This window comes from Curtobacterium sp. GC_Cur_3, assembly GCF_026544205.1.
GTDB lineage: Bacteria > Actinomycetota > Actinomycetes > Actinomycetales > Microbacteriaceae > Curtobacterium.
On record NZ_JALNUI010000006.1, the window covers coordinates 75,134 to 96,907 of the forward strand.

Consider the following 21,774-nt stretch of genomic DNA (forward strand, 5'->3'; position numbering starts at 1 on the left):
ACGAGCGGCCCGTCGAGAGCCCCGTGGACGAGTGACACGACCTGTCCGCGGCGAGCGGACACCACCGCGCGGATCAGCGGGACCGGGCGAGCAGCCAGAGCAGGTAGGGCGCACCGACGACGCCGGTCACGACACCGACCGGCAGCGTGGTGCCGGGCAGGGCGAACTGCGCGACGAGGTCGCTCGCGAGGACGATCACCGCGCCCACCGCCGCGGCCGGTCCGAGCGCCACACGACCGCCACCGACGAGCCGTCGGGCGATCGGCGCCGCCATCAGCGCCACGAACGACACCGGGCCCGCGGTCGCCACGGCCGCGGCGGTCAGGCAGACGGCCGTCAGCAGCAGGAACACCTTCGCGCGGTTCGGTCGCAGTCCGAGTGACGAGGCGACCTCGTCCCCGAGCGTCAGGACGGTCAGCCGCGGCGACTGCACGAGCGCCGCGACGACGAGCACCACGAACGCGACGGCCAGCACGCCGACGATGCCCGGGTCCACGGCGTTCAGGCTGCCGGAGAGCCAGAGCAACGCGGTGCCCGCCTGCTGCACGGTGCCGCTCGTGAGCATCCACCCGGAGACGCTGACCGCCATCGCCGAGACGCCGATCCCCACGAGCACCACCCGGTTGCCGGTGATGCCCCGCCGCCAGGCGAACCCGGCGATGAGCACCGACACGACGACGGCGCCGACGAGCACGGTCCAGAAGAGGCCGACACCGGAGACGCCGAACAGCACGATGGCGGTCAGGCCCGACGCACTCGCGCCCGAGGTGATGCCGATGACGTCGGGACTGGCGATGGGGTTGCGGACGACGCTCTGCACGATGCCGCCCGCGACGCCGAGGCTCGCCCCCACGAGGAGCGCCGCCGCGACCCGCGGACCGCGCAGCTGCCCGATGACGAAGTCCGACACGGTGTCGCCGTGGCCGACGAGCGCCGCCACGACCTGACCGGGTGCGAGCGGGATGTCCCCGACGCCGAGCCCCACGAGCACCAGCGCGACGAGCACGACCACGACGGTCCCGAGCACGACCAGCTCACGTCGCGCCCCGGTCACCCGACGCCGCACGGCACGGTCCGTCGTCGTCACAGTCCCCGCACCGCCTTCGAGCGGACGAGGGCGATGAACACGGGTGCCCCGATGAGCGCGGTCACGATCCCGACCTGCAGCTCCCCCGGGTACGCGACGACCCGGCCGATGACGTCGGCGACCAGCAGCAGGGCCGGAGCGACGATGGCGGACAGGAGGATCGTCCAGCGGTGGTCGGGTCCGCTCAGTCGGCGGACGGCGTGGGGAACGGCGAGCCCGATGAACGCGACCGGTCCGGCCGCGGCGACCGCGGACCCGGCGAGCAGCACGGTGACGAGTCCGCCGACCGCGCGGACGAGCACGACGCGCTGCCCGAGCGAGGCGGCGAGTTCGTCGCCGAGCGCGAGGGTGTTCAGGGAGCGTCCGAGGGCGAACGCGATGCCGAGCCCGACGAGCACCGGGACCGTGATGACGCCGGCGGCGCCGAGGTCCTTGCCCGCGAGCGCGCCGACCTGCCAGAACCGGAGCTGGTCGAGGAGGCTCTGGCTCGTCACGAGCACCGCCGTGGTGACCGAGGCGAGGGCTGCGGCGACGACCGCTCCGGAGAGCGCGAGGCCGACCGGGGTGAGGCCGCGCCGCGCGACCGAGGCGATGCCGTAGACGAGGAGCGCCGCCAGCGCGGCACCGGCGAACGCGAAGGGGAGGTAGGCGGCGGTGCCGCTGATCCCGAAGAGCGCGATCCCGGCGACCACCGCCAGCGCGGCCCCGGAGTTGATGCCGAGCACGCTCGGGTCGGCGAGCGGGTTGCGCGTGACGCCCTGCATCACGGCACCGGCCACGCCGAGGGCCGCCCCCGCCAGCAGGCCCACGACCGTGCGTGGGACGCGGTTGCCGAGCACGATCAGGCCGATCTCGTCGTCGCGGCCTGGATGGGTGACGGCGTCGAACACCGCGGCGAGCGGGATCGGTCGCGACCCGAAGGCGATGCTCAGGGCGACCGCCACGATGAGCACGACGACGGCCAGCACGGTCGCGCCGACGAGTCGTGGCACGGAACTGGGCGCGGGCGGGGTGGAGGACGGAGAGCGCATGGGAACTGAGGCAACCCTAACCCGGTGTGCCCGCTCGGTGATCGCCGAGCGAGTCATGAGCGCACGCAGTGCCCGTTCATAGGTTCTCCATGGGAAGCGGGCCTGTACTCGACACATCGACACCCGACCGGGGAGTCGAGAGCGACCGGAGAGCACCGATGAACGAGAACCAGAACCCCGACGCCGAACCGGGCACCACGCCGATCGACGCGCAGGCCAGCGCACCCCGCGCCTCATGGGACGCCCCGCACGCCGACCGGTCGACGCTCCGACCCGCCTACGCCTTCGACGGCTCGGGCCCGTACCTCTACGCCCCGGACGGCTCCGGCCCCTACGCCTACACGCACGACGGTCACGGCCCGTACCTGATCGGCAGCCCGGCCCTCGCCGGCTCGGCCTCCTGGTCGCACGCGGCGCAGCACGGCACGCCCTACGGCGCCGCACACCCCGCTGACGGGACCGGATGGAGCGGCGCCTTCGGGCCCCGTCCCGGCACGTCGAAGCGCCGTCGCCTCGGGCTGATGATCGGCTCCGGCGTCGCGGCCCTCGCCATCGTCGGCGCGGCCGGCGGCACCGCCCTCGGGCTCTCCTCACACGGCACGCAGACCACGTCGAGCCAGTCGCAGGGCACCACGACCCTGCCCGGAAGCGGGACCGGCACCGGCACCGGCACCGGCACGGACGGCAGCGGCACCAACGGCTTCACGGTGCCGGGCGACGGCACGGGCAGCGGATCGGACAGCGGCACCGGCACCGGCACCGGCACCCAGTCCCCCGCCACGGCTGCGACGGCCGCCCAGAAGAAGGGCGTCGTCACGATCAACACGATCCTGAACTACGACGCCTCGTCACAGGCCGCGGGCACCGGCATGGTCCTGACGTCCGACGGCACGATCCTGACGAACAACCACGTCATCCAGGGCGCCACGAGCATCAGCGTCACGGACGAGACCACCGGCAAGGAGTACGACGCCGAGGTCGTCGGCGCCGACGCCACGAACGACGTCGCCGTCCTCAAGCTCAAGGACGCCTCCGGCCTGTCCACCGTCTCGCTCGACGACGACGGCGGTGCGAAGACCGGCGACGCGGTCACCGACGTCGGCAACGCGGAGGGCACCGGCAACCTGGTCGCCGCCACGGGTACCGTCACGGCGACGGACCAGGACATCCAGGTGCAGAGCGAGTCCGGCACCGGGACCGAGTCCCTCACCGGGCTGATCCAGGTCGCGGCGGACATCGTCTCGGGCGACTCGGGCGGCCCGGTCCTCGACAGCGAGGGCGAGGTCGTCGGCATGGCGACCGCGGCCTCCTCGGGCAGCTCGGACGTCACCGGGTTCGCGATCCCGATCGCCACCGCCAAGTCGATCGCGCAGAAGATCCTGGCGGGCGACGCGTCCGGCACGATCACGATCGGCCTGCCGGCGTTCCTCGGGGTGCAGGTGAGCGGGACGGCCACCACCGGTGGCGTCGCGGTCGCGGGCACCGTCGACGGCTCCGGTGCCGCGGCGGCCGGGCTGGCCGCTGGGGACACGATCACCTCGGTCGACGGCACCGCCGTCACGAGCGCCGACCAGCTGACGAAGGTCATCCAGTCGAAGTCGGTGGGCGACAAGGTCTCGGTCGCCTACACGGACACCACCGGCGCGGCGAGCACCGTCACCGTGACCCTGACGGCTGGCCCCGCCGCCTAGGACTCCGTGGGCGGTTCGGACAGGAACGCCCGGACGACCGATCGGTACACGCCTTGTGTCTCAGACCGGCGACTCCGCGTTCGCGAGGAACGCCCGGACGACCGATCGGTACACGCCTTGTGTCTCAGCCCGGCGACTCCGCGTTCGCGAGGAACGCCCGGACGACCGATCGGTACACGTTGGCCGGCGACTCCGCAGAGAACGCGGAGGCGCCGGCCTCCGTGCGTCCGACGCGTGCGAAGCCGATGCCCTCCGCGTGCACGAGGGTGACCGGGTGGGGCCTCCCCGGGCGCCGGAGGAACGAGACCGTCCACGGTGCAGCCCAGAACCGCGCCAGCCGCGGGTCCGCCTCGGCGACGGCACTCGGCAGATCGGGCGTGTCGTCCCCACCGGCGAGCCGCCGGTCGAGCAGGTCCGCCGGGAGCGACCCCGTGCGGAACGGGAAGGTCCACGTCGGACGCACGCCGAGCCTCCCGGCTGCGAGCGCCACCACGCGCTGCGGCGCGAGCCGCGTGAGGACCGCGCCGGTGTCGTCCGGTGCGTCGACGACGGTGCGGGACCAGGCCTGGAGGCTCGCCACCCGTCCGTCGGGCCGGTGCTGTTCCAGGACGGTCGGCTGGGTCTCCGCCGCCCACGGCTCGAGGAGCGCCTGGGTGTCCGCGGGGAGCGTGCCGAAGCGTCCGACGAGGCCCGCGTCGACGAGTTCGCGGCCGCCGGGGGTGCGGAGGAGCGTCGGGTTCCACCGTTTCCCGGCGAGGCTCTGGAGGGTGGCGAGGGCCTCCGGGGTGACTCGGGGGCCGCTGACCTCGGTCTGGGCGAGCGGTGCCGGCAGGGTCTCGAGCTCGCGGGTGGCGCCGGTGCTGACGGGGCCGACGGCGCGGACGGAGTCGAGGACCGCGAAGACGAGGTCGTCGGTGTCGGCGAGGCGGGCGAGGGGCCGTTCGATCGTCACGTCGACGCGGTGCCGGCCGGTGACGAAGAGCAGGTGGGCGCCGATGATGTCGCCGGGGCCGTCGTCCTCCTCCGCGCTGGCGTCCGGGCGGACGTACTCGACCAGGCGGGCGGGGGCGCCGACCGTGGTCCAGACGTCGCAGCCGACCAGGAGCAGGCCGTCGACGGAGCCGGGCAGCCGGTCGAGCAGCGAGGCGTTCTCGTCGCCGATGGAGCGGTCGCTCGGACGGGAGCGCACGGTGAGGACGACGTCGTCGCCCACCACGCGGAGGTCCGCCTGGGCCGTGTCCGCACGCTGCCAGGAGTCGGGGCGGCGGAGGACGACGCGTGCGGTGCGGTCCTCGGTGCCGAGCGGGACGGGGACTGCCATGGGCGCAAGGCTACGACGGGGCGGGGGCGCTTCCGCGGGCGGCTCGCCGTGCGGGCGCGGTGCGGCGGGCGCGGTGCGGGTGCGGCGGCCGCGGTGCGGGTGCGTGGTGCGGTGGCCGCGGCCGCGGTGCGGGTGCGTGGTGCGAGGTTGACCACCCCGTGCGGCGCGACAGGCTCGCACGGGGCGAGCAACCTCGCACAGGCTGAGGGACCGCGCACCGTGCTCAGCGCGGGCGGCGCGGCGGTGGCGGTGGGACGCGCTTGGCGGCGACGACGTCCTCCAGGGCGACCTCGACGAGGCCCCGCCGGGTGTCCACCGTCACGGAGTCCGGCGTCCGTGCGACCAGGTCCCCGAGGGCGTCGCGTGCTCCCCCGGCGTCGTGTGCCCGGACGACGACCCGCTCCCCGAGCTCGGCGTCCCGCAGCAGCCCGAGTGCCAGTGCCCGCGCGATGCCCGCCTGCTCGTCCGTGCCCACCCGGGAAGCGTACGGGGATCGGGCATGCGGACGGCGCGCCTAGGGTGGGGGCATGGACAAGGCCCGGGTGGACAGCTGGATCTGGGCGGTCCGGATCACCAAGACCCGGTCCGCCGCGACGACCGCGTGCAAGGCCGGCCACGTGAAGGTGAACGGCGAGCGGGCGAAGCCCTCGCAGCCGGTGGGACCGGGCGACGAGGTCCGCGTGCGCCAGGCCGGCTTCGACCGGATCGTCGTCGTGAAGAGCCTGATCCTCAAGCGCGTCGGGGCGACCGAGGCGGCGAAGCACCTCGACGACCTGACCCCGGCCCGCCTGCCGAAGGAGGAAGCCGGCTTCGTCCCGATGCGCGACCGCGGCGCCGGACGTCCGAGCAAGCGGGAACGCCGCGACCTCGAGAAGCTCCGCGGCCACTAGGCCAGCACGGACCCCGTCAGACGAACCGGACGGTCTGCTGCAGCCGGTCGCGGACGTCGAACACGTCGACCGCGCCCTCGGGCGACCAGACGCCGTTGAGCACCTGGCCGAGCGCACTGCGCCGCACGACGAACGCCGTGGGCTTCCGCTGCGGACCGACGAGCTGCACGTCGGTGTCGACCGCGGAGTCCGGCACGACGAGGATCCGCCCGGTGAACCGCACGCGCGTCTGCTTCTGCACGGCACGGGCCGCACGGACGAGCTCCTTGACCGGACGCTCGCCCGGCTCGAGCGTCTCGCCGACGATCTCCCCGTGCTCGATCCGGACGGGCCCGCCCCAGTCGATGGACTCGAGGGCCCACAGCCCGCTCGGCATGAGCACGACGTGGTCGAGCTTGCCCTCGGCCCCGGCGTCGAGGTCGTGCCAGACGGTCACGCCGATGCCCATGTCGGCGACGATCGCGGCGGTCGACTCCTCGGCGAGGGCCTCCCCGAGCAGTCGACGGATGGACCGGGGGGCGCTCCTGATGAGCGACGGGTCGTAGGGGTCCTCGATGGGGTCGCCGAGCCCGACCCACTCGCGCTCGGCCGCGAGGAAGACCTCCCGTGACCGCCCGCCGGGGTGTCCGTGGGACCGGGCACGGGGGCGGGAGTCGCGCCGCGCTGCGGGCGGTGCGTAGGCGTCGCGACCCGACCCGGGCCTCCCGGCGGTCGCCGACCACGCGGACGAGCCCGACGGCGCGGACGAGGGACGGGACCCACCGGCGTCGTAGGCGCGACGTGCCGCGGGTGTGCCGATGCGCTCCCACGCGACCTGGACCTGTCGGAACCGCACGGCGTCGCCGCCCAGGTCGGGGTGGGTCTCGCGGGCTGCGCGCCGGTAGGCGCGGCGCAGGGCCTCGTCGTCGGCCGTCGCGGCGACGCCGAGGACTTCGTAGGGGGTGGCGTCGGCCGGGCTGTCCGTCATGGCTCGCGGTACGTTACCGGAGCAAGCGCGAGCACCAGCCGTGTGCGCGCTGAACGGCGGCCGGGAGGCCCGTGGGACGTCGTGCCCGCTGGTCCGGCTCCGTCAGGCGGCGGGCTCCACCGTGGTCACCGCCGGCAGGCCGAGGAAGCGCCCGTACCGGCTCGCGGCACGCACCACGGCACGCTCCGCGCCCGCGGTGAGCGACGCGAAGGGCGTCACGGTCACGCGGACGTCCTGGGTGCGCTCGGACCGAGACCACGTGCCGACGACCTGGCCGCGGTGCACGACCATCGGCAGGAAGATCCCGTTGCCACCGGGCACGACGCGGTCGGCGTGCACGGGGTCGAGGTGCCCGGTGCGGTCGGCGTACCCGAGCAGGTACTCGTCGAAGCCCGGGAGCAGGTGCGTCATGGGGACGGCGTCGACGACGGGTCGGTCGGCGAGTGCGAGGAGCCCGTCGCCGAGGTCCTCCACCTCGTCGCCAGCCACCGCGCGCGCACGACGGAGGTCCCCGAGCGGGAGCTTCGACCAGCTCGCGGCGTCGGCCTCCGTCGCCGGACCTCGCCCGCGCAGGTAGCCGACGAGCATGCGACCGAGAGCGTCATCGCGGTCGGGCAGGGTGTCGGCAGCCGGGGCCCACTCGTCGAGGAGGACGAGCTCCTGGCCCGAGGGACTGGTCGGGCGGTTGGGGCTCATGGGGCCCCAGGCGACCAGGCCCTCGTGTGCCAGGCGGAACAGCAGGGTGGCGCCGCGGCCGCCCGCCGGGTCGATGCCGGCCTGGCGGTACCGCGTCAGGACGCCGTCCCGGTCGAGGGAGCGCCCGCCGTGCAGCGCGTCGACGGTGACCCGACGGGCACGGTCGACGGTGTCGGGGTCGAGTCCGAGCTGGTCGGCCCGACGTGCCGTGCTGCGGAGCGTCCGCTCGGCCGTCAGCGAGAGCAGCATCCGCAGGTCGTCGGGACGCAGGACGTGCAGGGTGCCGCGCATCGGCCAGGACCGCACGAGCTCCGCTCGGGCGAAGGCGGCGCGGACGTCGCCACGGGTCACCCCGAGGGCGCGAGACCCGATCGCCCAGAGGCACTGCCCGAGGTCCTGCCCCTGCAGCGCCGTCATGTGCGTGACGACGTCGAGCGGTGTGCCGCCCGCGACACCGATGCGCTGCGCGGCGAGGCGCATCGCGCGGATCTGCGTCGGCGTGGGTGCCACCGCGTGTTCGGGCCCGGTCAGGCCACCGCGGCGGCGATCTCGTCGAGGTGGTCCTCGAGGTAGGCGACGTCGGCGCGGTACAGGTCGGCGTGCCCGTGCTGCAGGTCGCTGATGAACTTCGGGTTGCCGGCGGCCGCCTCGGTCTCCATGAGGGTCACGAGGGCGACGAGCGAGGACACCATCGTCTCGGCGACCCGGCTCCTGGAGACGTCGTCGAGCCCGTACGCCCGGCAGAACTCGGCGGCTCGGGCCAGGCGGGCCTCGAGCGTCGGGGCAGCGCGGCCCTCGACCATGCCGGTCGTGAACGGCGCGAAGCGGTACACGGCGCTGGCGACGTCCCAGACACGGGGGCCGGGGTGCGCGGTGTCGAAGTCGATCAGGCCGACGGCCGCGATGCCGTCGTACACGCAGTTGTAGGGGGCGAAGTCACCGTGCACGACGGTCTCGACGGGTGCCCGGTGCGCCTGGGACCAGACGTCGACGGTGTCGTCGAGCGGGAAGCTCGCTGCGGCGTCGTGGTACTGCCGGAGGATGCGGGCACTGGTGACGAGGGCGGCCTCGCTCGCGACGTCCTCGGTCCACGGGTACTCACCGGCGACCCCGGGCACGAACGAGACGGTCTCGAGGGTGTCCCCGAGGGCGATGGGCTCCGGCGCCGCGACGAACCCCTGTTCGTGCAGGTGGGCCAGGAGCCGGTGGACGGTGGGCGTCCAGGGGCCGGCCGGCCGGTGGACCCGGTCGTCGGCCTTCGTGATGCGCTCCATGGGCGTCTCCTGTCGCGGTCGTCTCCGTTGACGTGCCTTCGTCGTCGCGGTCGTCTGGCTGAGCGCACCGGCGTGCGAGCCAGCGTAGCGGTCACCGACGCAGTTGGCGCGATCCATCCGCACACGTGCGCTTGTCGGCCCGGCCGCGCGGGGAGCGCGGCAGCGGCGCCGTCGCCGTCTCACCCCGGCGCCGTGCGCTGTGCGGGTGCAGCGGTGGCTCAGAGCCGGTCGCGGAGCCAGGATGGCCCCTCGACGCTCGCACCGAGTGCCGTCACACGGTCGCGGAGCCCGCGGTCCGCGGTCACCACGACGACGGGGCCGTCACCGGCTGCCACGGCGTCGGCCGCCGCGGCCACGATGGCGTCGTCCCCGGAGCCGGGCGCGCGCACGACGGCCACGCCGGGCGTGCCGCCGACACCGTCGCCGCCCCCGGGACCCGTGGCGACGTCGGCACCGCGGGCGTCGCCCTCGAGCACGACGGTCCACCGCGGCCACCACGTGGTGGAGTCGAGCCCGAGGGCCTCGGCGGGCAGCCCCACCGCGGCGAGCGCCGTGATCCCGTCGACGAGCCGTGTGGCGGCGCCGGAGCGGTCCTTCCACCAGCCGTCGGGCACGCTGCCGACGACGTTCGCGGCGTCGACGACGACGTGCGGGCTGGTGTCGAGCGTGGCGCGGAGTGCGGGCCAGGAGCGGCCGAAGCCGGGGTGCAGGGGCAGGTCGTCGACCGACTCGACGGGGACCCAGTCGAGCGCCAGGCTCTCGCGGTCGGCGATGACGGGTTCGAAGGGCCGTGCGGCGCGACCGACGACGGTCGTGTAGGTCCAGAAGCCGAGGTCGAGCACGGCGGTGTGGCGGAGGTCGATGCCGTCGAGCGGGACGCCCGCTTCCTCCGCGGACTCGCGGAGGGCGCCGGTGACGGCGTCCTCGTGCTGGTGCCGGGCGCCGCCGGGGATGCCCCAGGTGCCGCCGTGGTGGCTCCACTCGACGCGGTGCTGCAGGAGGACGCGGCCGTGGCCGTCGTCGACGAGGAGTCCGGAGGCGCCGAAGAGTCCCCACGCCTTGGTGCCGTCGGGTCCGTACGCCCAGGCGTCGCCGGGGTCGCGGGGGCCGGGCGGCGGACCGGGGGGCAGGACGTCTGGCACCTGTCCACCCTGGCACACGCGCCTGACATGCGTCGTGTACCGTGCTGCTCGAGACACGGGGTGCCGCGACCAGCGGCTGAGATCACACCCGTCGAACCTGCTCGAGCTCGTACTCGCGAAGGGATCGTCCATGGAGAACGCTGCGCCCGTGTGGCCGGAACGCACCGCCGAACTGCTCGAGGCCGTCCGCGCCAGGAGCCCCCTGGTGCAGTGCATCACGAACACCGTGGTGCAGAACGTGACGGCGAACGTGCTGCTCGCGCTCGGTGCCTCGGCCGCGATGGTCGACGTGCCGACCGAGGCAGGGCCCTTCGCCCGGGTCGCCGACGCCGTGCTGGTGAACACCGGCACGCCACACGCCGAGCCCCGGGTGGCGTCGGTCGAGGCCGCGACGGCTGCGGTCGAGCACGGCACGCCGTGGGTGCTCGACCCCGTCGCCGTGGGGTCGCTCCCGGTGCGGACGGCCCTGGCGCGGGACCTGCTCGCGATCGGCCCGACGGTGCTCCGCGGCAACGCCTCCGAGGTGCTCGCGCTGCTCGGCGCCTCCGCCGGTGGGCGCGGGGTCGACAGCACGGCCGGCACCGACGACGCGCGTGCGGCCGCGGTCGACGCGACGGCCGGGAGGCTCGTGGGCGCGGTCGCCGTGTCGGGTCCCGTCGACCTGGTGGCCGGCTCCGGCGCCCCGGGGTGGTCGGACACGGTGGTGCGGGTCGCGAACGGGTCGGAGCTGCTCACGCGGATCACCGGTGGCGGGTGCGCGCTCGGCGCCGTCATCGCCGCGTTCACGGCGGTGTCGCCGGAGGACCCGGGAGCCGCTGCCGTGGCCGGCACGCTCCTGCACACGGTCGCGGCGGAGCTCGCGGCGGCGGACGCCGGCGGCCCCGGGACGTTCCAGCCGCTCTTCCTGGACCGGTTGGCGTCGCTGACCCCGGAGGACGTGCTCCGCGTCGCCCGGGTCACCGAGGAGCGTGCCGCGTGAGCGACGTCGGCGTGTACCTGGTGACCGACGGGCTGCTGTGTGACCGGCACGGGATCGGGGTGCTCGGCGTCGTCCGGGCGGCCGTGCGCGCGGGAGTCCGGATCGTGCAGGTGCGGGACAAGGACGCGAGCGCCAGGGACCTCCTCGCGCTGACGGCGGCCGTCGCGGACGCGGTCGGCGACCGGGCGGCGGTGGTCGTCGACGACCGGCTCGACGTCGCCCTGGCCGCTCGGCACGCCGGACACCGGGTGGCGGGCGTGCACCTCGGGCAGTCCGACGTGCCGGTGTCCGCGGCGCGGTCGCTGCTCGGGCCGGACGCACACGTCGGGCTGACCGCGAACACCCCGGCGCACCTCGACGCCCTGGTGCGGCTCCCCCTGGGGACCGTCGACCTGCTCGGGGTGGGGGTCGTGCACCCCACGACGACGAAGCCCGACCACCCGCCGGCGCTCGGGCACGACGGCTTCGGCCGGATCGCGGCGGCGACGGACCTGCCGTGCGTCGCGATCGGCGGGGTCGACCTCGACGACGTGGGACCGCTGGCTGCCGCGGGTGCGGCGGGGGTCGCCGTCGTCTCGGGGATCTGCGCGGCGCCGGACCCCGGTGCGGCGGCCGCGGCGTACGTGGCGGCGTGGGTCCAGGCCGGCGGTGTGCGGTGAGCGGGCCGGTGCGCGTGCTGAGCATCGCCGGGACCGACCCGACCGGTGGGGCCGGGCTGCAGGCGGACCTCAAGGCGATCGCGGCGCACGACGGCTACGGCATGGCGGTGGTGACCGCGGTGGTGGCGCAGAACACGCACGGTGTGCGGTCGGTGCACGTGCCGGACGTGACGGTGCTGCGGGACCAGCTCGACGCGGTGTCGGACGACGTCGTCGTGGACGCGGTCAAGGTCGGGATGCTCGGCACGACCGTGGTCGTCCGCGAGGTCACCGACTGGCTGCGGGCGCACCGGCCGGCCGTCGTGGTCGTCGACCCGGTGATGGTGGCCACGAGCGGTGACCGGCTGCTCGACGCGGACGCCGAGGTCGCGATGACGGAGCTGTTCGCACTGGCGGACCTGGTGACGCCGAACCGGAGTGAGCTGGCGGTCCTGGCGGGGCTGCTCGGTACGGCCGGCTCGGACACCGTCGACGTCGACACGGACGCGGTCGGCGCAGCGCGGGCCGTCGCCCGGCGGTGGGACGTGCTCGTGCTCGCGAAGGGCGGGCACGCGGGCGGGAGCACCTCGGACGACGTGCTCGTCGCTCCCGACGGTGCCGTCCGGGTCTTCCGGGGTCCCCGCGTCCCGACGACGAACACCCACGGCACGGGCTGTTCCCTGTCGAGCGCGATCGCGACCCTCGCGGCACGGCACGGTGACTGGGAGCTCGCGGTCCGCGGGGCGAAGGACTGGCTGACGGCGGCGCTCGCGGGTGCCGACGCGCTCGAGGTCGGGAGCGGCCACGGGCCGGTGGACCACGGGGCACTCGTGCGACGGGCGCTCCCCCCGGTCCGGTCGACCGACCTGTGGTGGACCGACGTCGAGGAACTCCTCGCGGCGACGATCGACACCCCGTTCCTGCGCGGGATGGCGGACGGCACGCTCGACCCCAACGTCTTCGCGGGGTACCTGGCACAGGACGTGCACTACCTGCGGGCGTACGAGCGGCACCTCGGGGCGGTCGGGGCGCGTTCGGCGGGACCGGCGGCGGCGTTCTGGGCGGCTGCGGCGTCCGGGTGCGCCGAGGAGGCGGCCTCGTTGCACCACCGACGGCTCGCCGGCACCCACGCCGACGACGCGGTCGACCCGACGTGCGCCGGGTACCTGGCCCACCTGGCGGCCTGCGCGTCGGCGGCCGACGTCGCCGTGCTCGCCGCCGCGGTGCTGCCGTGCTTCCGGGTCTACGCCTGGGTCGGAGCGCAGTTCGGCGCGGCCGCGGTCCTCCCCGGCGCGGGCGAGCTGCATCCGTACGCGGACTGGATCACGGCGTACGGGGACCCCGGGTTCGCGGCGTCGAGCGCGGCGGCGACGGAGCACGTCGAGGACCTGGCGCGGGCGGCGACCCCGGCCGTGCGTGGGGCGATGGCGCGGGCGTTCCGGGCGTCGGTCGCCTGGGAGCTCGCGTTCTTCCGGATGCCGACGGGCGACGCGGTGGTCACACCGGACGACGCGGACGGTCGTGGCTACCGGGCTGCCGGCACCACGACGTCGGCCGTCGGCGTGCTCGGGGCGACGGACGGCTCCGTCTCCCCCGGCGCCAGCCGCACCAGCTCCACGGCGAGCGCCGACCCGTCGACCGAGCAGCGCATCCAGGTGAAGTCGGGTTGACGGCGGCGGTCGGTGGGCGACCCGGGGTTGAGGAGGCGGAGGGCCCCGGTCGTCCCGCCGACACCGTGGCCGGTGACCCGGGTGTCCCAGGGGATGTGCGAGTGCCCGAAGACGAGCACGTCCGTGTCCGGGTACGCCGCTGCGGCACGGCGTTCCCGGCCGGTGGACGCGCCGGTCTCGTGGACGAGGGCGACGCGGAGCTCCTCGACGTCGAAGCGCTCGACGAGCGGCAGGCGCTCCGCGAAGCCCGGCGCGTCGTCGTTGTTGCCGCGCACCCCGACGAACGACCGGCTGCGGGCCTGGAGCGCGTCGACGGTCGCCAGGTCGACCCAGTCCCCCGCGTGCACGACGAGGTCGGCGGCGTCGAGGTCGGCCCAGAGCGCCGCGGGCAGGTCCTTCGCGCGCTTCGGCAGGTGGGTGTCGGAGAGCAGCAGGAGCGAGGTGCTCACGCGTCGGGCGCCCGGTTGGGGACGGGGAGCCCGGCCTCGTCCGCGGCGCCGAGGCGTTCGAGCAGGCCGGCGAGCAGGGCGATGTCGTCGTCGGACCAGCTGGCGATCCGCTCGTCGAGGGCGTCGCGGTGCAGCTGCACGGACCGTTCCAGCGCCGCGCACCCCGCCGGCGTCGCCTCGAGGGGCTTCGCGTTGCCGGTGCCGCCGTCGGTCGTCCGGATCAGGCCGGCGGCGAGGAGGCCGGCCAGCTGCCGGGAGATCGTCGAGCGGTTCAGGCGCAGGTAGCGGGCGATGTCGATGGCCATGCAGCCGGGATGCTCCACGACGAAGTCGACGAGCGACTGGTCGACGACGCTCAGCACGGCGTCGTTGCCGCGGGCACGGATGCTCGCGCGGCGCGTGATGCGCGAGAGCTCCGTGTAGGCGCGTCCGATGTCAGCGTTGCGGACGTCGGACCTCGGGTGGTCCATCGTGCCTCCAGCTTGTTGCACGCCGGTGGGCCGGCGCTCTTCCCCTGCCGGTCACAGTACCGGCAGCCCTGGTGCCCGCTCGGGGGCCTCAGCCGCGGATCGCCGCCTGGAGCTCGTCGATGTCGAGCTTCACCATCTGTCGCATCGCCTCGAAGGCGCGGGCGGCACCGGCCGGGTCACCGCCGGCGCTCATCAGCTCACCCCAGTTCGCCGGGGTCACCTGCCACGCGACACCCCAGGCGTCGGTGAGCCAGCCACACATCGAGGGCGTGGCGCCGGCCTCGAGGAACGCGTCCCAGATCCGGTCGAGCTCCTCCTGGCCGTCGACGTCGATCTGGAACGAGATCGCGTCGGAGTGCGGGTGGCCGGGGCCGGCGTTCATCGCCCGGAACGGCTGTCCGTGCAGGCGGAACGCCACGACCATGGTGGAGCCGTCGGGGAGGCGTTCGACGTGGTCGACCGAGGAGTCCGGGACCACCGACGCGTAGAAGGTGGCGGCCTCCTCGGCCTGTCCGTCGAACCAGAGGAAGGGGACGATCTGCTGCACGGGCTGGTCCTGTCGAACGTGCTCAGTCCGCGACGTTGCGGCTGAGGAGCGGGGTCTTCTCGGGGTGTTCGTCGAACCACGTGCCGACGAACCAGCACATCGGGACGATGCGCTTGTCGTTCCTGGCCTCGACGTCGTCCACCGCGTACGCGACGAGCTCGCCGGCGTACCCGTGCCCACGGTGCGCGGGCACCGTGTACGTGTGCGGGAACGTGACGGCGTCGTCGTTCTCGCGGTAGTCGAGGACGCTCACGAGTGCACCGTCGACGTACATCGCGTACCGATGCTGGTCGGCTTCGTCGCGGAACTCGTGTGCCATGTCGCCATCATGCCTCGGAATGCGTCAGGGGGCACGGCGTTGACTCCAGGCATGACGACCATCGGCATCATCGGAGCAGGCAACATCGGATCAGCGCTGGCACGGCTGGCGGTGCAGAACGGGTACGACGTCGCGATCGCGAACTCGCGCGGACCGGAGACGCTCACGGACCTCGTGTCCGAACTGGGCGACCGTGCGCGTGCGGTCACGCGTGACGAGGCGGCAGCAGCTGGCGACCTCGTCGTGGTGACGGTGCCGCTCGCCGCGATCGAGAGCATCCCGGTCGAGCCGCTCGTCGGCAAGGTCGTGATCGACACGAACAACTACTACCCGGAGCGCGACGGTCACATCCAGGCGCTCGACGACGAGACCACCACGACGGCGGAGCTGCTGCAGGACCACCTGCCCGGCGCCCGCGTCGTGAAGGCCTTCAACCACATCTACGCGCCCGACCTGCCCGCGCAGGGCTCACCTCGCGGGACGCAGCACCGTCGTGCGCTGATCGTCGCCGGGGACGACGCCGAGGCGAAGCAGACCGTGGCGGACCTCATCGACGAGTTCGGCTTCGAGCCGGTCGACATCGGCGCGCTGTCCGAGGGATGGCGCATCCAGCGCGACACCCCCGGCTACACGCAGCAGTTCGACGCGCTCCAGCTCGAGCAGGCCGTGGCGGACGCGAAGCGCTACCGGGACATGTGACCCACCCGCACACACGACGAGGGGCCGGACACGCTGCACGCGTGCCCGGCCCCTCGTCGTCCGCGGTCCGGAGACCAGGTCAGGCCGCGTCGAACACGACCGTCATCTCGGCGAGGTCGTCCTCGCTCGGCACCCACGCGGTGCCGGCGTCGACGTTCTGCGTGATCTGCTCCGGCCGCGTCGCCCCCGCGATGACGCTGGTGAGCCCGGGCTGCGCGAGGAGCCAGGCGAAGGTGGCCTGCAGCATCGTGACGCCCCGCTCGTCGCAGAAGCGCTGGTACTCCTCAAGCACGTCCCACGGGGCGGAGTCGAGCAGCTCGGGCTTCAGTCGGGTCAGACGGCCGTCCTGGGGGCGGTCGCCGCGGGTGTACTTGCCGCTGAGCAGCCCGTTGTACAGCGGGAAGAAGGGCAGGAACCCGAGCGCGTACGCCCGGACCGCTGGCAGCACCTCGGCCTCGACGGCACGGGACAGCGGGCTGTACTCGTTCTGCGCGGAGACGAACGCGGTGGTGCCGGCGATGGACGCGGTGAGCTCGGCCTCGGCGATCTGCCACCCGGCGAAGTTCGAGTGTCCGACGTAGCGGATCTTGCCCTCGCGCACCAGGTCGTCGAGGACCGAGAGGGTCTCCTCGATCGGCGTCACCGAGTCCGGGCGGTGCATCTGGTACAGGTCGATCCAGTCCGTGCCGAGGCGCCGCAGGGACGACTCCACAGCGAGCCGCACGTAGCGCCGGGACCCGCGCACGCCCCAGTCGGGACCGTTCGCCCCGCCCATGTCCATGCCGAACTTCGTCGCGAGCACGACCTCGTCCCGGCGACCCGCGATCGCGGCCCCGAGCATCGTCTCCGACTGCCCCGGTGTCCCGCCGTAGATGTCCGCCGTGTCCAGCAGGGTGACGCCGGCGTCGAGCGCCGCGTGCACGACGGCGTCGGTGCCCTCCTGCGTCTCGGTCACCGTCCCCGGTCTGCCGAAGTTGTTGCAGCCGAGTCCGACGGTGGAGACGACGAGCCCCGAGGGGCCGAGAGGACGGTGTTCGATGCCGGTCATGCTCCGACCGTACCGGCGCGACCCCGGAACTGGGGCTGCGCCAGGACCACGTTCTCCGGCTAGAACTGACGGTGGATCCGCCGACGGAGGGAACAGCACACGTGGCGTCGCACCGCATGCCCGATTCCGATCGACCCCGCCGGCCCGTCCCGGCCTGGGTGACGGCCCCCTACGTCGAGGGCGCCCAGGGCAGCACCGTCCTGGAGGCCCCCCTCGCCTCCGCCACGACCGCTCCGGCCGCGCAGACCGCCGGGTCCACCCCGGCGCACGGCACCCCCGTCTCCGCGCCGGCTCCGCTGAGCGCGCCCGATGCCGCGCACCCCGAGATCGTCGTCCCGGACTACATGCCGTCCGAGGAGCACCTGCCGCCAGCCCCCACGTCGCCGACGGTCCACACTCGTCCGTTCGACCGCGCCACCGAGTTCCCCGCCCCCGTCTCCCCCGTCGACGCTGCTGCCGCCACGACCCCCGGAGCACGTCCGGACGCCCTCGTCGGTGCCGGCATGAGCGCTCCCGCACCGACGGCGGTGCACGCCGGACCGATCGTCCCGCGGACCGGACAGCCGCGGTTCTCCGTCCCCGGCCTGGAACACCTCGTCGTCGACGGCACCGACTCCGAGCCCTCCGGACCCGTTGGCTACCGCACGCCCCGCCGCTTCGCCCACCAGCAGGGCGCCGTCGCCGCAGCCGCCGTGGCCCCCACGCCGACCACCTCCTCCACCCAGGTGCTCGCCGCACCCCCCGTCACCGCCCCGGCGGTGTCCGCGCCGTCCGCGGCCGGCACCGCGACGGCGGCGACCGGGTCCGTGGAGGCCGAGCCGAGCCTCCCGTCCGGTGCGCCGACCGGATCGGCGACGCGACGTGCCGCGATCGGGGCGACCCCTGGTGCCGTGTTCGGCGCGGTGGCCGCCCTCGCGACGACCGGTCTGGCGGCCTGGTGGTTCACCGCTCCCGCGACCGTGCACGTCGTCGGGCTGGTGCTCGGCCTGATCGCACTCGTCTGCTCGGTGGCGACCCTGCGGAACCCCGCGGTCACGTGGCAGCGGCCGGTCGCCCTGCTCGGGGCGGTGCTCGGCGGTGTCGGGACCCTCGTGCTGCTGTGGGCGGTCGCGAGCGCGGTGCTGCCGATGGCCGGCGTGACGCTGCCCGACATCACGGGCACGGGCGTCGTCCCCACGCTCGCGCCCTGACGCGTCCCGCGCGTCAGACGGCGCGGACGACCCCGCGCGACAGGATCGCGTTGGTCAGGGCGTCGATCGGCTCGCGCTGCACGGTCGGGTTCGCGATCAGGACGTAGTCGACGGCCGGCAGGTCGGGCAGCCCGAGTCGCTGCGACACCTTCACCAGGTCGGCGGGGATGAGTGAGTGCGGGAACACCGCCACCCCGATGCCCGCGCGGACGGCCGCCAGCACGCCGTTCACGTCGCGGGTGTTGCAGGTGATGCGCCAGGTGCGGCCGGCGGCCTCGAGCGCGTCGATCGCCATCTGCCGACTGATGCTCGGCGCCTGGTAGACGATGAGCGGCACGGGCTCGTCGCGCTCCACCGCGATGCCGTCCTGCGCCATCCAGACCATCTGGTCCGTCGCGACGCGGGTGCCCTCGGCCGACTCCCCCGCCGTCTGCTTGATGAACACGAGGTCGAGCTGGCCGGCGTGCACCCGGCGGAGCAGCGGTGACGACTGGTTCACCGTCAGCTCGAGGTTCACCTGCGGGTGCAGGCGTCGGAAGTCCCGCAGGATGCGCGGCAACTGGGTGATCGCGAGGTCGTCCGCCGCGCCGAACCGGAGCCGTCCGCGTGTCGCCGAGCCGGAGAAGTAGGCGTCCGCGGTGGCGTGTGCCGCGAGGATCGTCCGCGCGAACCCGGCCATCGCGTCGCCGTTGTCCGTCAGGGTCACGCCCCGGGTGTCCCGCGCCACGAGGGTCCTCGACACGGCGGTCTCGAGCCGCCGGACGTGCTGCGACACCGTGGGCTGGCTGATGCCGAGGCGCGCTCCCGCCTGCGTGAAGCTGCGGGTCTCGGCGACCGCGAGGAAGGTCTGCAGGAGCACGGGATCGATCACGGTGGGCCCTCCGGTCGTGCAGGTCATTCGAGAACGCAATGGACTGATAGCCACCATACGGGTGTCGAATGGGTCGGCAGCAACTAGTTTTGGACGGGTACCTTCCCGCCCTCGACCGCCGGAGAGCCCCACTGTGAGCGCGTCATCGACGACCCTCCACCCGCCCACCGAACCGCTCCCGATCCAGGCAACGCGCCCGCCGTGGCGGCACACCCTGATCGCCCTGTCCGTCCCGAACTTCCGCCTGTTCACCGCGACGAACCTGGTCGCGATGACCGCCGGCTGGATGCAGCGCATCGCGCAGGACTGGCTCGTCCTCCAGCTCACCGGCTCCGTGGCGCAGGTCGGCATCACCGTCGCGTGCCAGTTCGCGCCGATGCTGCTGTTCGGGCTCTTCGGCGGCGTCCTCGTCGACCGGTTCTCCAAGCGGGCGCTGATGATGATCACGCAGGGTGCCTTCGCGCTGCTCTCCGCACTGCTCGCCGTCCTGACCCTGACCGGGGTGGTGCAGGCGTGGCACATCTGGGTCATCGCCTTCGTGGTAGGCATGGTCACCGTGATCGACAACCCGGCACGCCAGGTGTTCGTCACCGAGATCGTCGGGCACAAGCACCTGCGGAACGCCATCAGCGTGAACTCGTCGGTGTTCCAGCTCGGCGGGATGATCGGCCCGGCCCTGTCCGGCGCGCTGCTCGTGGCCGTCGGTGCGGGATGGTCGTTCGGCGTCAACGCCGTCGCCTGCGTGGCCGTGGTCGTGACGCTCGGGTTCCTCCGCGTGTCCGAGCTGCACCGCACCCCGGCAGCGCCCCGCGGCAAGGGACAGCTCCGCGAGGGGCTCCGCTACGCCGTCAGCAAGCCCACGATCATCGTGCCCGTGATCCTGGTGGCGTTCTTCTCGGTCTTCGCGCTGACGATGCCCGTGCTGCTGTCGGCCTTCGCGTCACAGGTGTACGACGTCGGCGCCGGAGGCTACGGCCTGTTCAACTCCGCCGTCGCGGTCGGTGCCCTGGTCGGGGCCCTGCTGTCGACCCGGCGCGCGGTGGTCCGGCTGCGCACGATCGTCGGCGGGGTGTTCTGGACGGGGATCCTGCTCGTGGTGTCCGGCTCGATCCCCGTGATCGCCCCGTTCACCGTGATGCTCGTCGCCGTGGGGATGTCGCAGCTGCTGTTCCAGACCGCGTCGAACTCCATGGTGCAGCTGTCCTCGAACACGGCGATCCGCGGCCGGGTGATGTCGCTCTACATCCTCGTGCTGCTCGGCGGCCAGGCCATCGGCGGGCCGCTCATGGGCCAGGTGGTCGACCACTTCGGCGCCCACGTGGGGATGATGGTCGCCGGCGGGGTGCCCGCGGCGGCCGCCGCCGTCATCGGCGTGGTGCTCGCCCGGCGGGGCGGCTTCCACCTGGCGGTCCGGATGCGGCACCACATGCCGCTCCCCGCGATCGTCGGTCACCGCTGACGCGGCGGACGGGAGGCTCGTGGCGGGCCCGCCCCGAGCCTCCCGTCCGGTGGGCGGTGCGGTGCGGCTCCGCTGCCGCCGCACCGTGCAACGGACACCGCACCGCGCTGGTGCGTGGTGCGGTGTCCGTTGCGGAGTTCTGTGCGGGGGCGGGTGGGTCAGTAGGCGACGGCGAAGCGCGCCTGGTGGTGCGCCGGCGTCTCGATCTCGTCGACGAACGCGATGGCGAAGTCGGCGCCGGAGACCTCCGAGTTGCCCTCGGCGTCCGTGAGCAGCAGGTCGTCGCTCGTGCGGTAGGTGCCGAGGCGCTCGCCCGGGTTGAAGCTGCCGAAGGCGGCGGCGGGGCTGACGTAGAACCAGTCGACGTCGGTGTCCGACGCGCGGAGGGCGTCGAGGACCTGGCCGTGGCTCTTGGCCTCGCCCTTGAAGGCGTCCGGGAACTCGGGGGTGTCGTAGAGGGCCGGGCCGCCGTCGGCGACGAGCAGCGAGCCCGCTCCGCCGACGATGCCGAGCCGTGCGCCGGCAGCCGAGGCGGCGTCGACGAAGTGCTGGAAGCGGTCCTTGAGCTCGCTGCCGTCCGACTGGACCGCGTGGAGTGCCACGACGACGACGTCGGCGCCCTTGGTGACCTCGGCCACGAAGTCGGCGTCGAACGCGTCACCCTGCGCGAGGGTGAGGCCGTCGGCGGGGTCGAGCTTGGAGGTGTCGCGCGCGACGGCGACGACCTGGTGGCCGCGGGAGAGGGCCTCGTGGGTGATGGCGGAGCCGGCGTAGCCGGTGCCTCCGAAGACGACGATCGTGGACATGCGTGCTCCTGGTTCGGTTGGTGCGGACGTGCTCGCCCCACTGTATGCGCGATACTCTCTTTGAGTAAGTAGGCACCTCGCGGTGCGTGACGGAGGTCGACGTGCGTGTTCTGGAGTACAGCCCCTACGCGGCGGACTGCCCCTCGCGGCAGCTGCTCGACCGGATCGGCGACCGGTGGAGCGTGCTGGTGATCGGCACGCTCGCCGACGGGCCGGTGCGGTACTCGGCGATCGCCGCGCGGGTGCAGGGCGTGTCGCAGAAGATGCTGACGCAGACGCTCCGGGCACTCGAGCGCGACGGCCTCGTGACGCGGACCGTCTTCCCCGAGGTCCCGCCGCGCGTCGAGTACGAGCTCACCGACGCTGGACGGTCGCTCCGCACGGTGCTGCAGCCCCTGGAGGACTGGGCGACGTCGCACATGGCCGCGGTGGCCGTGGCGCGTGAGGAGTACGACATGGCGCGGTGAGCGGGGCGGGCGTGCCGCCTGGGCGGGCGCGGGCGGGCGGGCCGCCGTGCCCGGTGGCGCCAC

The 21,774-nt window shown here is 74.0% G+C and carries 23 protein-coding genes, 1 pseudogene and 1 riboswitch; of the genes and pseudogenes, 9 read left to right on the forward strand and 15 right to left on the reverse strand.

Features of this window, described 5'->3' with window-relative positions; genetic code table 11:
* Nucleotides 1–73: 73 nt before the first annotated feature.
* Both OXR63_RS04620 and OXR63_RS04625 read right to left on the reverse strand, forming a co-directional pair.
* Nucleotides 74–1,087, reverse strand: coding sequence for a FecCD family ABC transporter permease (locus OXR63_RS04620; RefSeq protein ID WP_267420396.1), 1,014 nt, complete (start codon nt 1,085–1,087; stop codon nt 74–76).
* The gene (locus tag OXR63_RS04625; RefSeq protein WP_276584999.1) at nt 1,084–2,118 is read right to left on the reverse strand and encodes a FecCD family ABC transporter permease; all 1,035 of its coding nucleotides are present in this window, start codon (nt 2,116–2,118) and stop codon (nt 1,084–1,086) included. The genes OXR63_RS04620 and OXR63_RS04625 overlap by 4 nt, the downstream gene beginning before the upstream one ends.
* Nucleotides 2,119–2,276: 158 nt before the next feature.
* Here OXR63_RS04625 and OXR63_RS04630 point away from each other — a divergent pair, with 158 nt between their 5' ends.
* A complete protein-coding gene (locus OXR63_RS04630; protein ID WP_267420400.1) occupies nt 2,277–3,809 on the forward strand; it encodes a S1C family serine protease in 1,533 nt (510 codons plus the stop codon).
* Nucleotides 3,810–3,933: 124 nt separating this feature from the next.
* On the opposite strand, the gene OXR63_RS04635 is transcribed toward OXR63_RS04630, so the two are convergent.
* The gene (locus tag OXR63_RS04635) at nt 3,934–5,130 is read right to left on the reverse strand and encodes a hypothetical protein (RefSeq protein ID WP_267420401.1); all 1,197 of its coding nucleotides are present in this window, start codon (nt 5,128–5,130) and stop codon (nt 3,934–3,936) included.
* A 223-nt stretch (nt 5,131–5,353) separates the two neighbouring features.
* Nucleotides 5,354–5,605 (reverse strand): hypothetical protein, encoded by a 252-nt coding sequence (locus tag OXR63_RS04640; protein ID WP_267420402.1) that lies wholly within the window; start codon nt 5,603–5,605, stop codon nt 5,354–5,356.
* 52 nt (nt 5,606–5,657) lie between these two features.
* On the opposite strand from OXR63_RS04640, the gene OXR63_RS04645 reads away from it, so the two are divergent.
* A complete protein-coding gene (locus OXR63_RS04645) occupies nt 5,658–6,020 on the forward strand; it encodes an RNA-binding S4 domain-containing protein (RefSeq protein ID WP_194662581.1) in 363 nt (120 codons plus the stop codon).
* Nucleotides 6,021–6,036: 16 nt separating this feature from the next.
* On the opposite strand, the gene OXR63_RS04650 is transcribed toward OXR63_RS04645, so the two are convergent.
* From OXR63_RS04650 to OXR63_RS04665, 4 genes are all read right to left on the reverse strand, one after another.
* Nucleotides 6,037–6,987: a DnaJ domain-containing protein gene (locus OXR63_RS04650; RefSeq protein WP_267420404.1), complete on the reverse strand. Its 951-nt coding sequence runs from the start codon at nt 6,985–6,987 to the stop codon at nt 6,037–6,039.
* A gap of 102 nt (nt 6,988–7,089) precedes the next feature.
* Entirely contained in the window at nt 7,090–8,193 is a 1,104-nt protein-coding gene (locus tag OXR63_RS04655) for a winged helix DNA-binding domain-containing protein (RefSeq protein ID WP_267420406.1), read from the reverse strand.
* 17 nt (nt 8,194–8,210) lie between these two features.
* Nucleotides 8,211–8,957 carry a phosphotransferase enzyme family protein gene (locus OXR63_RS04660; protein WP_267420408.1) on the reverse strand — a complete coding sequence of 249 codons (747 nt, stop codon included), beginning with the start codon at nt 8,955–8,957 and terminating at the stop codon, nt 8,211–8,213.
* Nucleotides 8,958–9,175: 218 nt separating this feature from the next.
* A complete protein-coding gene (locus OXR63_RS04665) occupies nt 9,176–10,099 on the reverse strand; it encodes an NUDIX domain-containing protein (RefSeq protein WP_267420410.1) in 924 nt (307 codons plus the stop codon).
* 46 nt (nt 10,100–10,145) lie between these two features.
* Nucleotides 10,146–10,241: riboswitch (TPP riboswitch) on the forward strand.
* On the opposite strand from OXR63_RS04665, the gene thiM reads away from it, so the two are divergent.
* The 3 genes and pseudogenes from thiM to thiD all read left to right on the forward strand — a co-directional run.
* Nucleotides 10,230–11,078 (forward strand): hydroxyethylthiazole kinase, encoded by an 849-nt coding sequence (gene thiM / locus OXR63_RS04670; RefSeq protein WP_267420411.1) that lies wholly within the window; start codon nt 10,230–10,232, stop codon nt 11,076–11,078. It overlaps the preceding riboswitch by 12 nt.
* Nucleotides 11,075–11,737 carry a thiamine phosphate synthase gene (thiE, locus tag OXR63_RS04675; protein WP_267420412.1) on the forward strand — a complete coding sequence of 221 codons (663 nt, stop codon included), beginning with the start codon at nt 11,075–11,077 and terminating at the stop codon, nt 11,735–11,737. The genes thiM and thiE overlap by 4 nt, the downstream gene beginning before the upstream one ends.
* 14 nt (nt 11,738–11,751) lie before the next feature.
* Nucleotides 11,752–13,134, forward strand: a pseudogene (thiD, locus tag OXR63_RS04680) (bifunctional hydroxymethylpyrimidine kinase/phosphomethylpyrimidine kinase); the annotation flags it as partial.
* Between the two features lie 107 nt (nt 13,135–13,241).
* On the opposite strand, the gene OXR63_RS04685 reads toward thiD, so the two are convergent.
* From OXR63_RS04685 to OXR63_RS04700, 4 genes are all read right to left on the reverse strand, one after another.
* Nucleotides 13,242–13,835: a metallophosphoesterase family protein gene (locus OXR63_RS04685; RefSeq protein WP_267420413.1), complete on the reverse strand. Its 594-nt coding sequence runs from the start codon at nt 13,833–13,835 to the stop codon at nt 13,242–13,244.
* Nucleotides 13,832–14,305, reverse strand: coding sequence for a MarR family winged helix-turn-helix transcriptional regulator (locus tag OXR63_RS04690; RefSeq protein ID WP_267420415.1), 474 nt, complete (start codon nt 14,303–14,305; stop codon nt 13,832–13,834). Before OXR63_RS04690 ends, OXR63_RS04685 begins: the two co-directional genes overlap by 4 nt.
* An 88-nt stretch (nt 14,306–14,393) precedes the next feature.
* Nucleotides 14,394–14,852, reverse strand: coding sequence for a VOC family protein (locus OXR63_RS04695; protein WP_267420416.1), 459 nt, complete (start codon nt 14,850–14,852; stop codon nt 14,394–14,396).
* A gap of 22 nt (nt 14,853–14,874) precedes the next feature.
* The gene (locus OXR63_RS04700; protein WP_267420417.1) at nt 14,875–15,171 is read right to left on the reverse strand and encodes a GNAT family N-acetyltransferase; all 297 of its coding nucleotides are present in this window, start codon (nt 15,169–15,171) and stop codon (nt 14,875–14,877) included.
* Nucleotides 15,172–15,222: 51 nt separating this feature from the next.
* Here OXR63_RS04700 and OXR63_RS04705 point away from each other — a divergent pair, with 51 nt between their 5' ends.
* Nucleotides 15,223–15,870 carry an NADPH-dependent F420 reductase gene (locus OXR63_RS04705; RefSeq protein ID WP_267420418.1) on the forward strand — a complete coding sequence of 216 codons (648 nt, stop codon included), beginning with the start codon at nt 15,223–15,225 and terminating at the stop codon, nt 15,868–15,870.
* A 79-nt stretch (nt 15,871–15,949) separates the two neighbouring features.
* On the opposite strand, the gene OXR63_RS04710 is transcribed toward OXR63_RS04705, so the two are convergent.
* A complete protein-coding gene (locus OXR63_RS04710; RefSeq protein ID WP_267420419.1) occupies nt 15,950–16,918 on the reverse strand; it encodes an aldo/keto reductase in 969 nt (322 codons plus the stop codon).
* Between the two features lie 116 nt (nt 16,919–17,034).
* Here OXR63_RS04710 and OXR63_RS04715 point away from each other — a divergent pair, with 116 nt between their 5' ends.
* Nucleotides 17,035–18,108, forward strand: a complete 1,074-nt coding sequence (locus tag OXR63_RS04715) for a hypothetical protein (protein WP_267420420.1) — start codon at nt 17,035–17,037, stop codon at nt 18,106–18,108.
* 13 nt (nt 18,109–18,121) lie between these two features.
* Here the strand turns inward: OXR63_RS04715 and OXR63_RS04720 are convergent, their stop codons facing one another.
* Nucleotides 18,122–18,979, reverse strand: coding sequence for a LysR substrate-binding domain-containing protein (locus OXR63_RS04720; RefSeq protein ID WP_071276179.1), 858 nt, complete (start codon nt 18,977–18,979; stop codon nt 18,122–18,124).
* 133 nt (nt 18,980–19,112) lie between these two features.
* On the opposite strand from OXR63_RS04720, the gene OXR63_RS04725 reads away from it, so the two are divergent.
* On the forward strand, nt 19,113–20,438 hold the full coding sequence (locus OXR63_RS04725) for an MFS transporter (RefSeq protein WP_267420423.1): 1,326 nt from the start codon (nt 19,113–19,115) through the stop codon (nt 20,436–20,438).
* A 158-nt stretch (nt 20,439–20,596) separates the two neighbouring features.
* Here the strand turns inward: OXR63_RS04725 and OXR63_RS04730 are convergent, their stop codons facing one another.
* Entirely contained in the window at nt 20,597–21,244 is a 648-nt protein-coding gene (locus OXR63_RS04730) for an NAD(P)-dependent oxidoreductase (protein WP_267420425.1), read from the reverse strand.
* Nucleotides 21,245–21,345: 101 nt separating this feature from the next.
* On the opposite strand from OXR63_RS04730, the gene OXR63_RS04735 reads away from it, so the two are divergent.
* The gene (locus tag OXR63_RS04735; RefSeq protein WP_267420426.1) at nt 21,346–21,711 is read left to right on the forward strand and encodes a winged helix-turn-helix transcriptional regulator; all 366 of its coding nucleotides are present in this window, start codon (nt 21,346–21,348) and stop codon (nt 21,709–21,711) included.
* Nucleotides 21,712–21,774 lie beyond the last annotated feature (63 nt).

What these genes read in the sequence shown, in the direction of transcription:
- OXR63_RS04625 (WP_276584999.1), bottom strand. Translation starts at nt 2,118, where the DNA reads ATGCGCTCTCCGTCCTCCACCCCGCCCGCGCCCAGTTCCGTGCCACGA.
- OXR63_RS04630 (WP_267420400.1), top strand. Translation starts at nt 2,277, where the DNA reads ATGAACGAGAACCAGAACCCCGACGCCGAACCGGGCACCACGCCGATC.
- OXR63_RS04635 (WP_267420401.1), bottom strand. Translation starts at nt 5,130, where the DNA reads ATGGCAGTCCCCGTCCCGCTCGGCACCGAGGACCGCACCGCACGCGTC.
- OXR63_RS04645 (WP_194662581.1), top strand. Translation starts at nt 5,658, where the DNA reads ATGGACAAGGCCCGGGTGGACAGCTGGATCTGGGCGGTCCGGATCACC.
- OXR63_RS04650 (WP_267420404.1), bottom strand. Translation starts at nt 6,987, where the DNA reads ATGACGGACAGCCCGGCCGACGCCACCCCCTACGAAGTCCTCGGCGTC.
- OXR63_RS04660 (WP_267420408.1), bottom strand. Translation starts at nt 8,957, where the DNA reads ATGGAGCGCATCACGAAGGCCGACGACCGGGTCCACCGGCCGGCCGGC.
- thiM (WP_267420411.1), top strand. Translation starts at nt 10,230, where the DNA reads ATGGAGAACGCTGCGCCCGTGTGGCCGGAACGCACCGCCGAACTGCTC.
- OXR63_RS04690 (WP_267420415.1), bottom strand. Translation starts at nt 14,305, where the DNA reads ATGGACCACCCGAGGTCCGACGTCCGCAACGCTGACATCGGACGCGCC.
- OXR63_RS04700 (WP_267420417.1), bottom strand. Translation starts at nt 15,171, where the DNA reads ATGGCACACGAGTTCCGCGACGAAGCCGACCAGCATCGGTACGCGATG.
- OXR63_RS04705 (WP_267420418.1), top strand. Translation starts at nt 15,223, where the DNA reads ATGACGACCATCGGCATCATCGGAGCAGGCAACATCGGATCAGCGCTG.
- OXR63_RS04710 (WP_267420419.1), bottom strand. Translation starts at nt 16,918, where the DNA reads ATGACCGGCATCGAACACCGTCCTCTCGGCCCCTCGGGGCTCGTCGTC.
- OXR63_RS04715 (WP_267420420.1), top strand. Translation starts at nt 17,035, where the DNA reads ATGCCCGATTCCGATCGACCCCGCCGGCCCGTCCCGGCCTGGGTGACG.
- OXR63_RS04730 (WP_267420425.1), bottom strand. Translation starts at nt 21,244, where the DNA reads ATGTCCACGATCGTCGTCTTCGGAGGCACCGGCTACGCCGGCTCCGCC.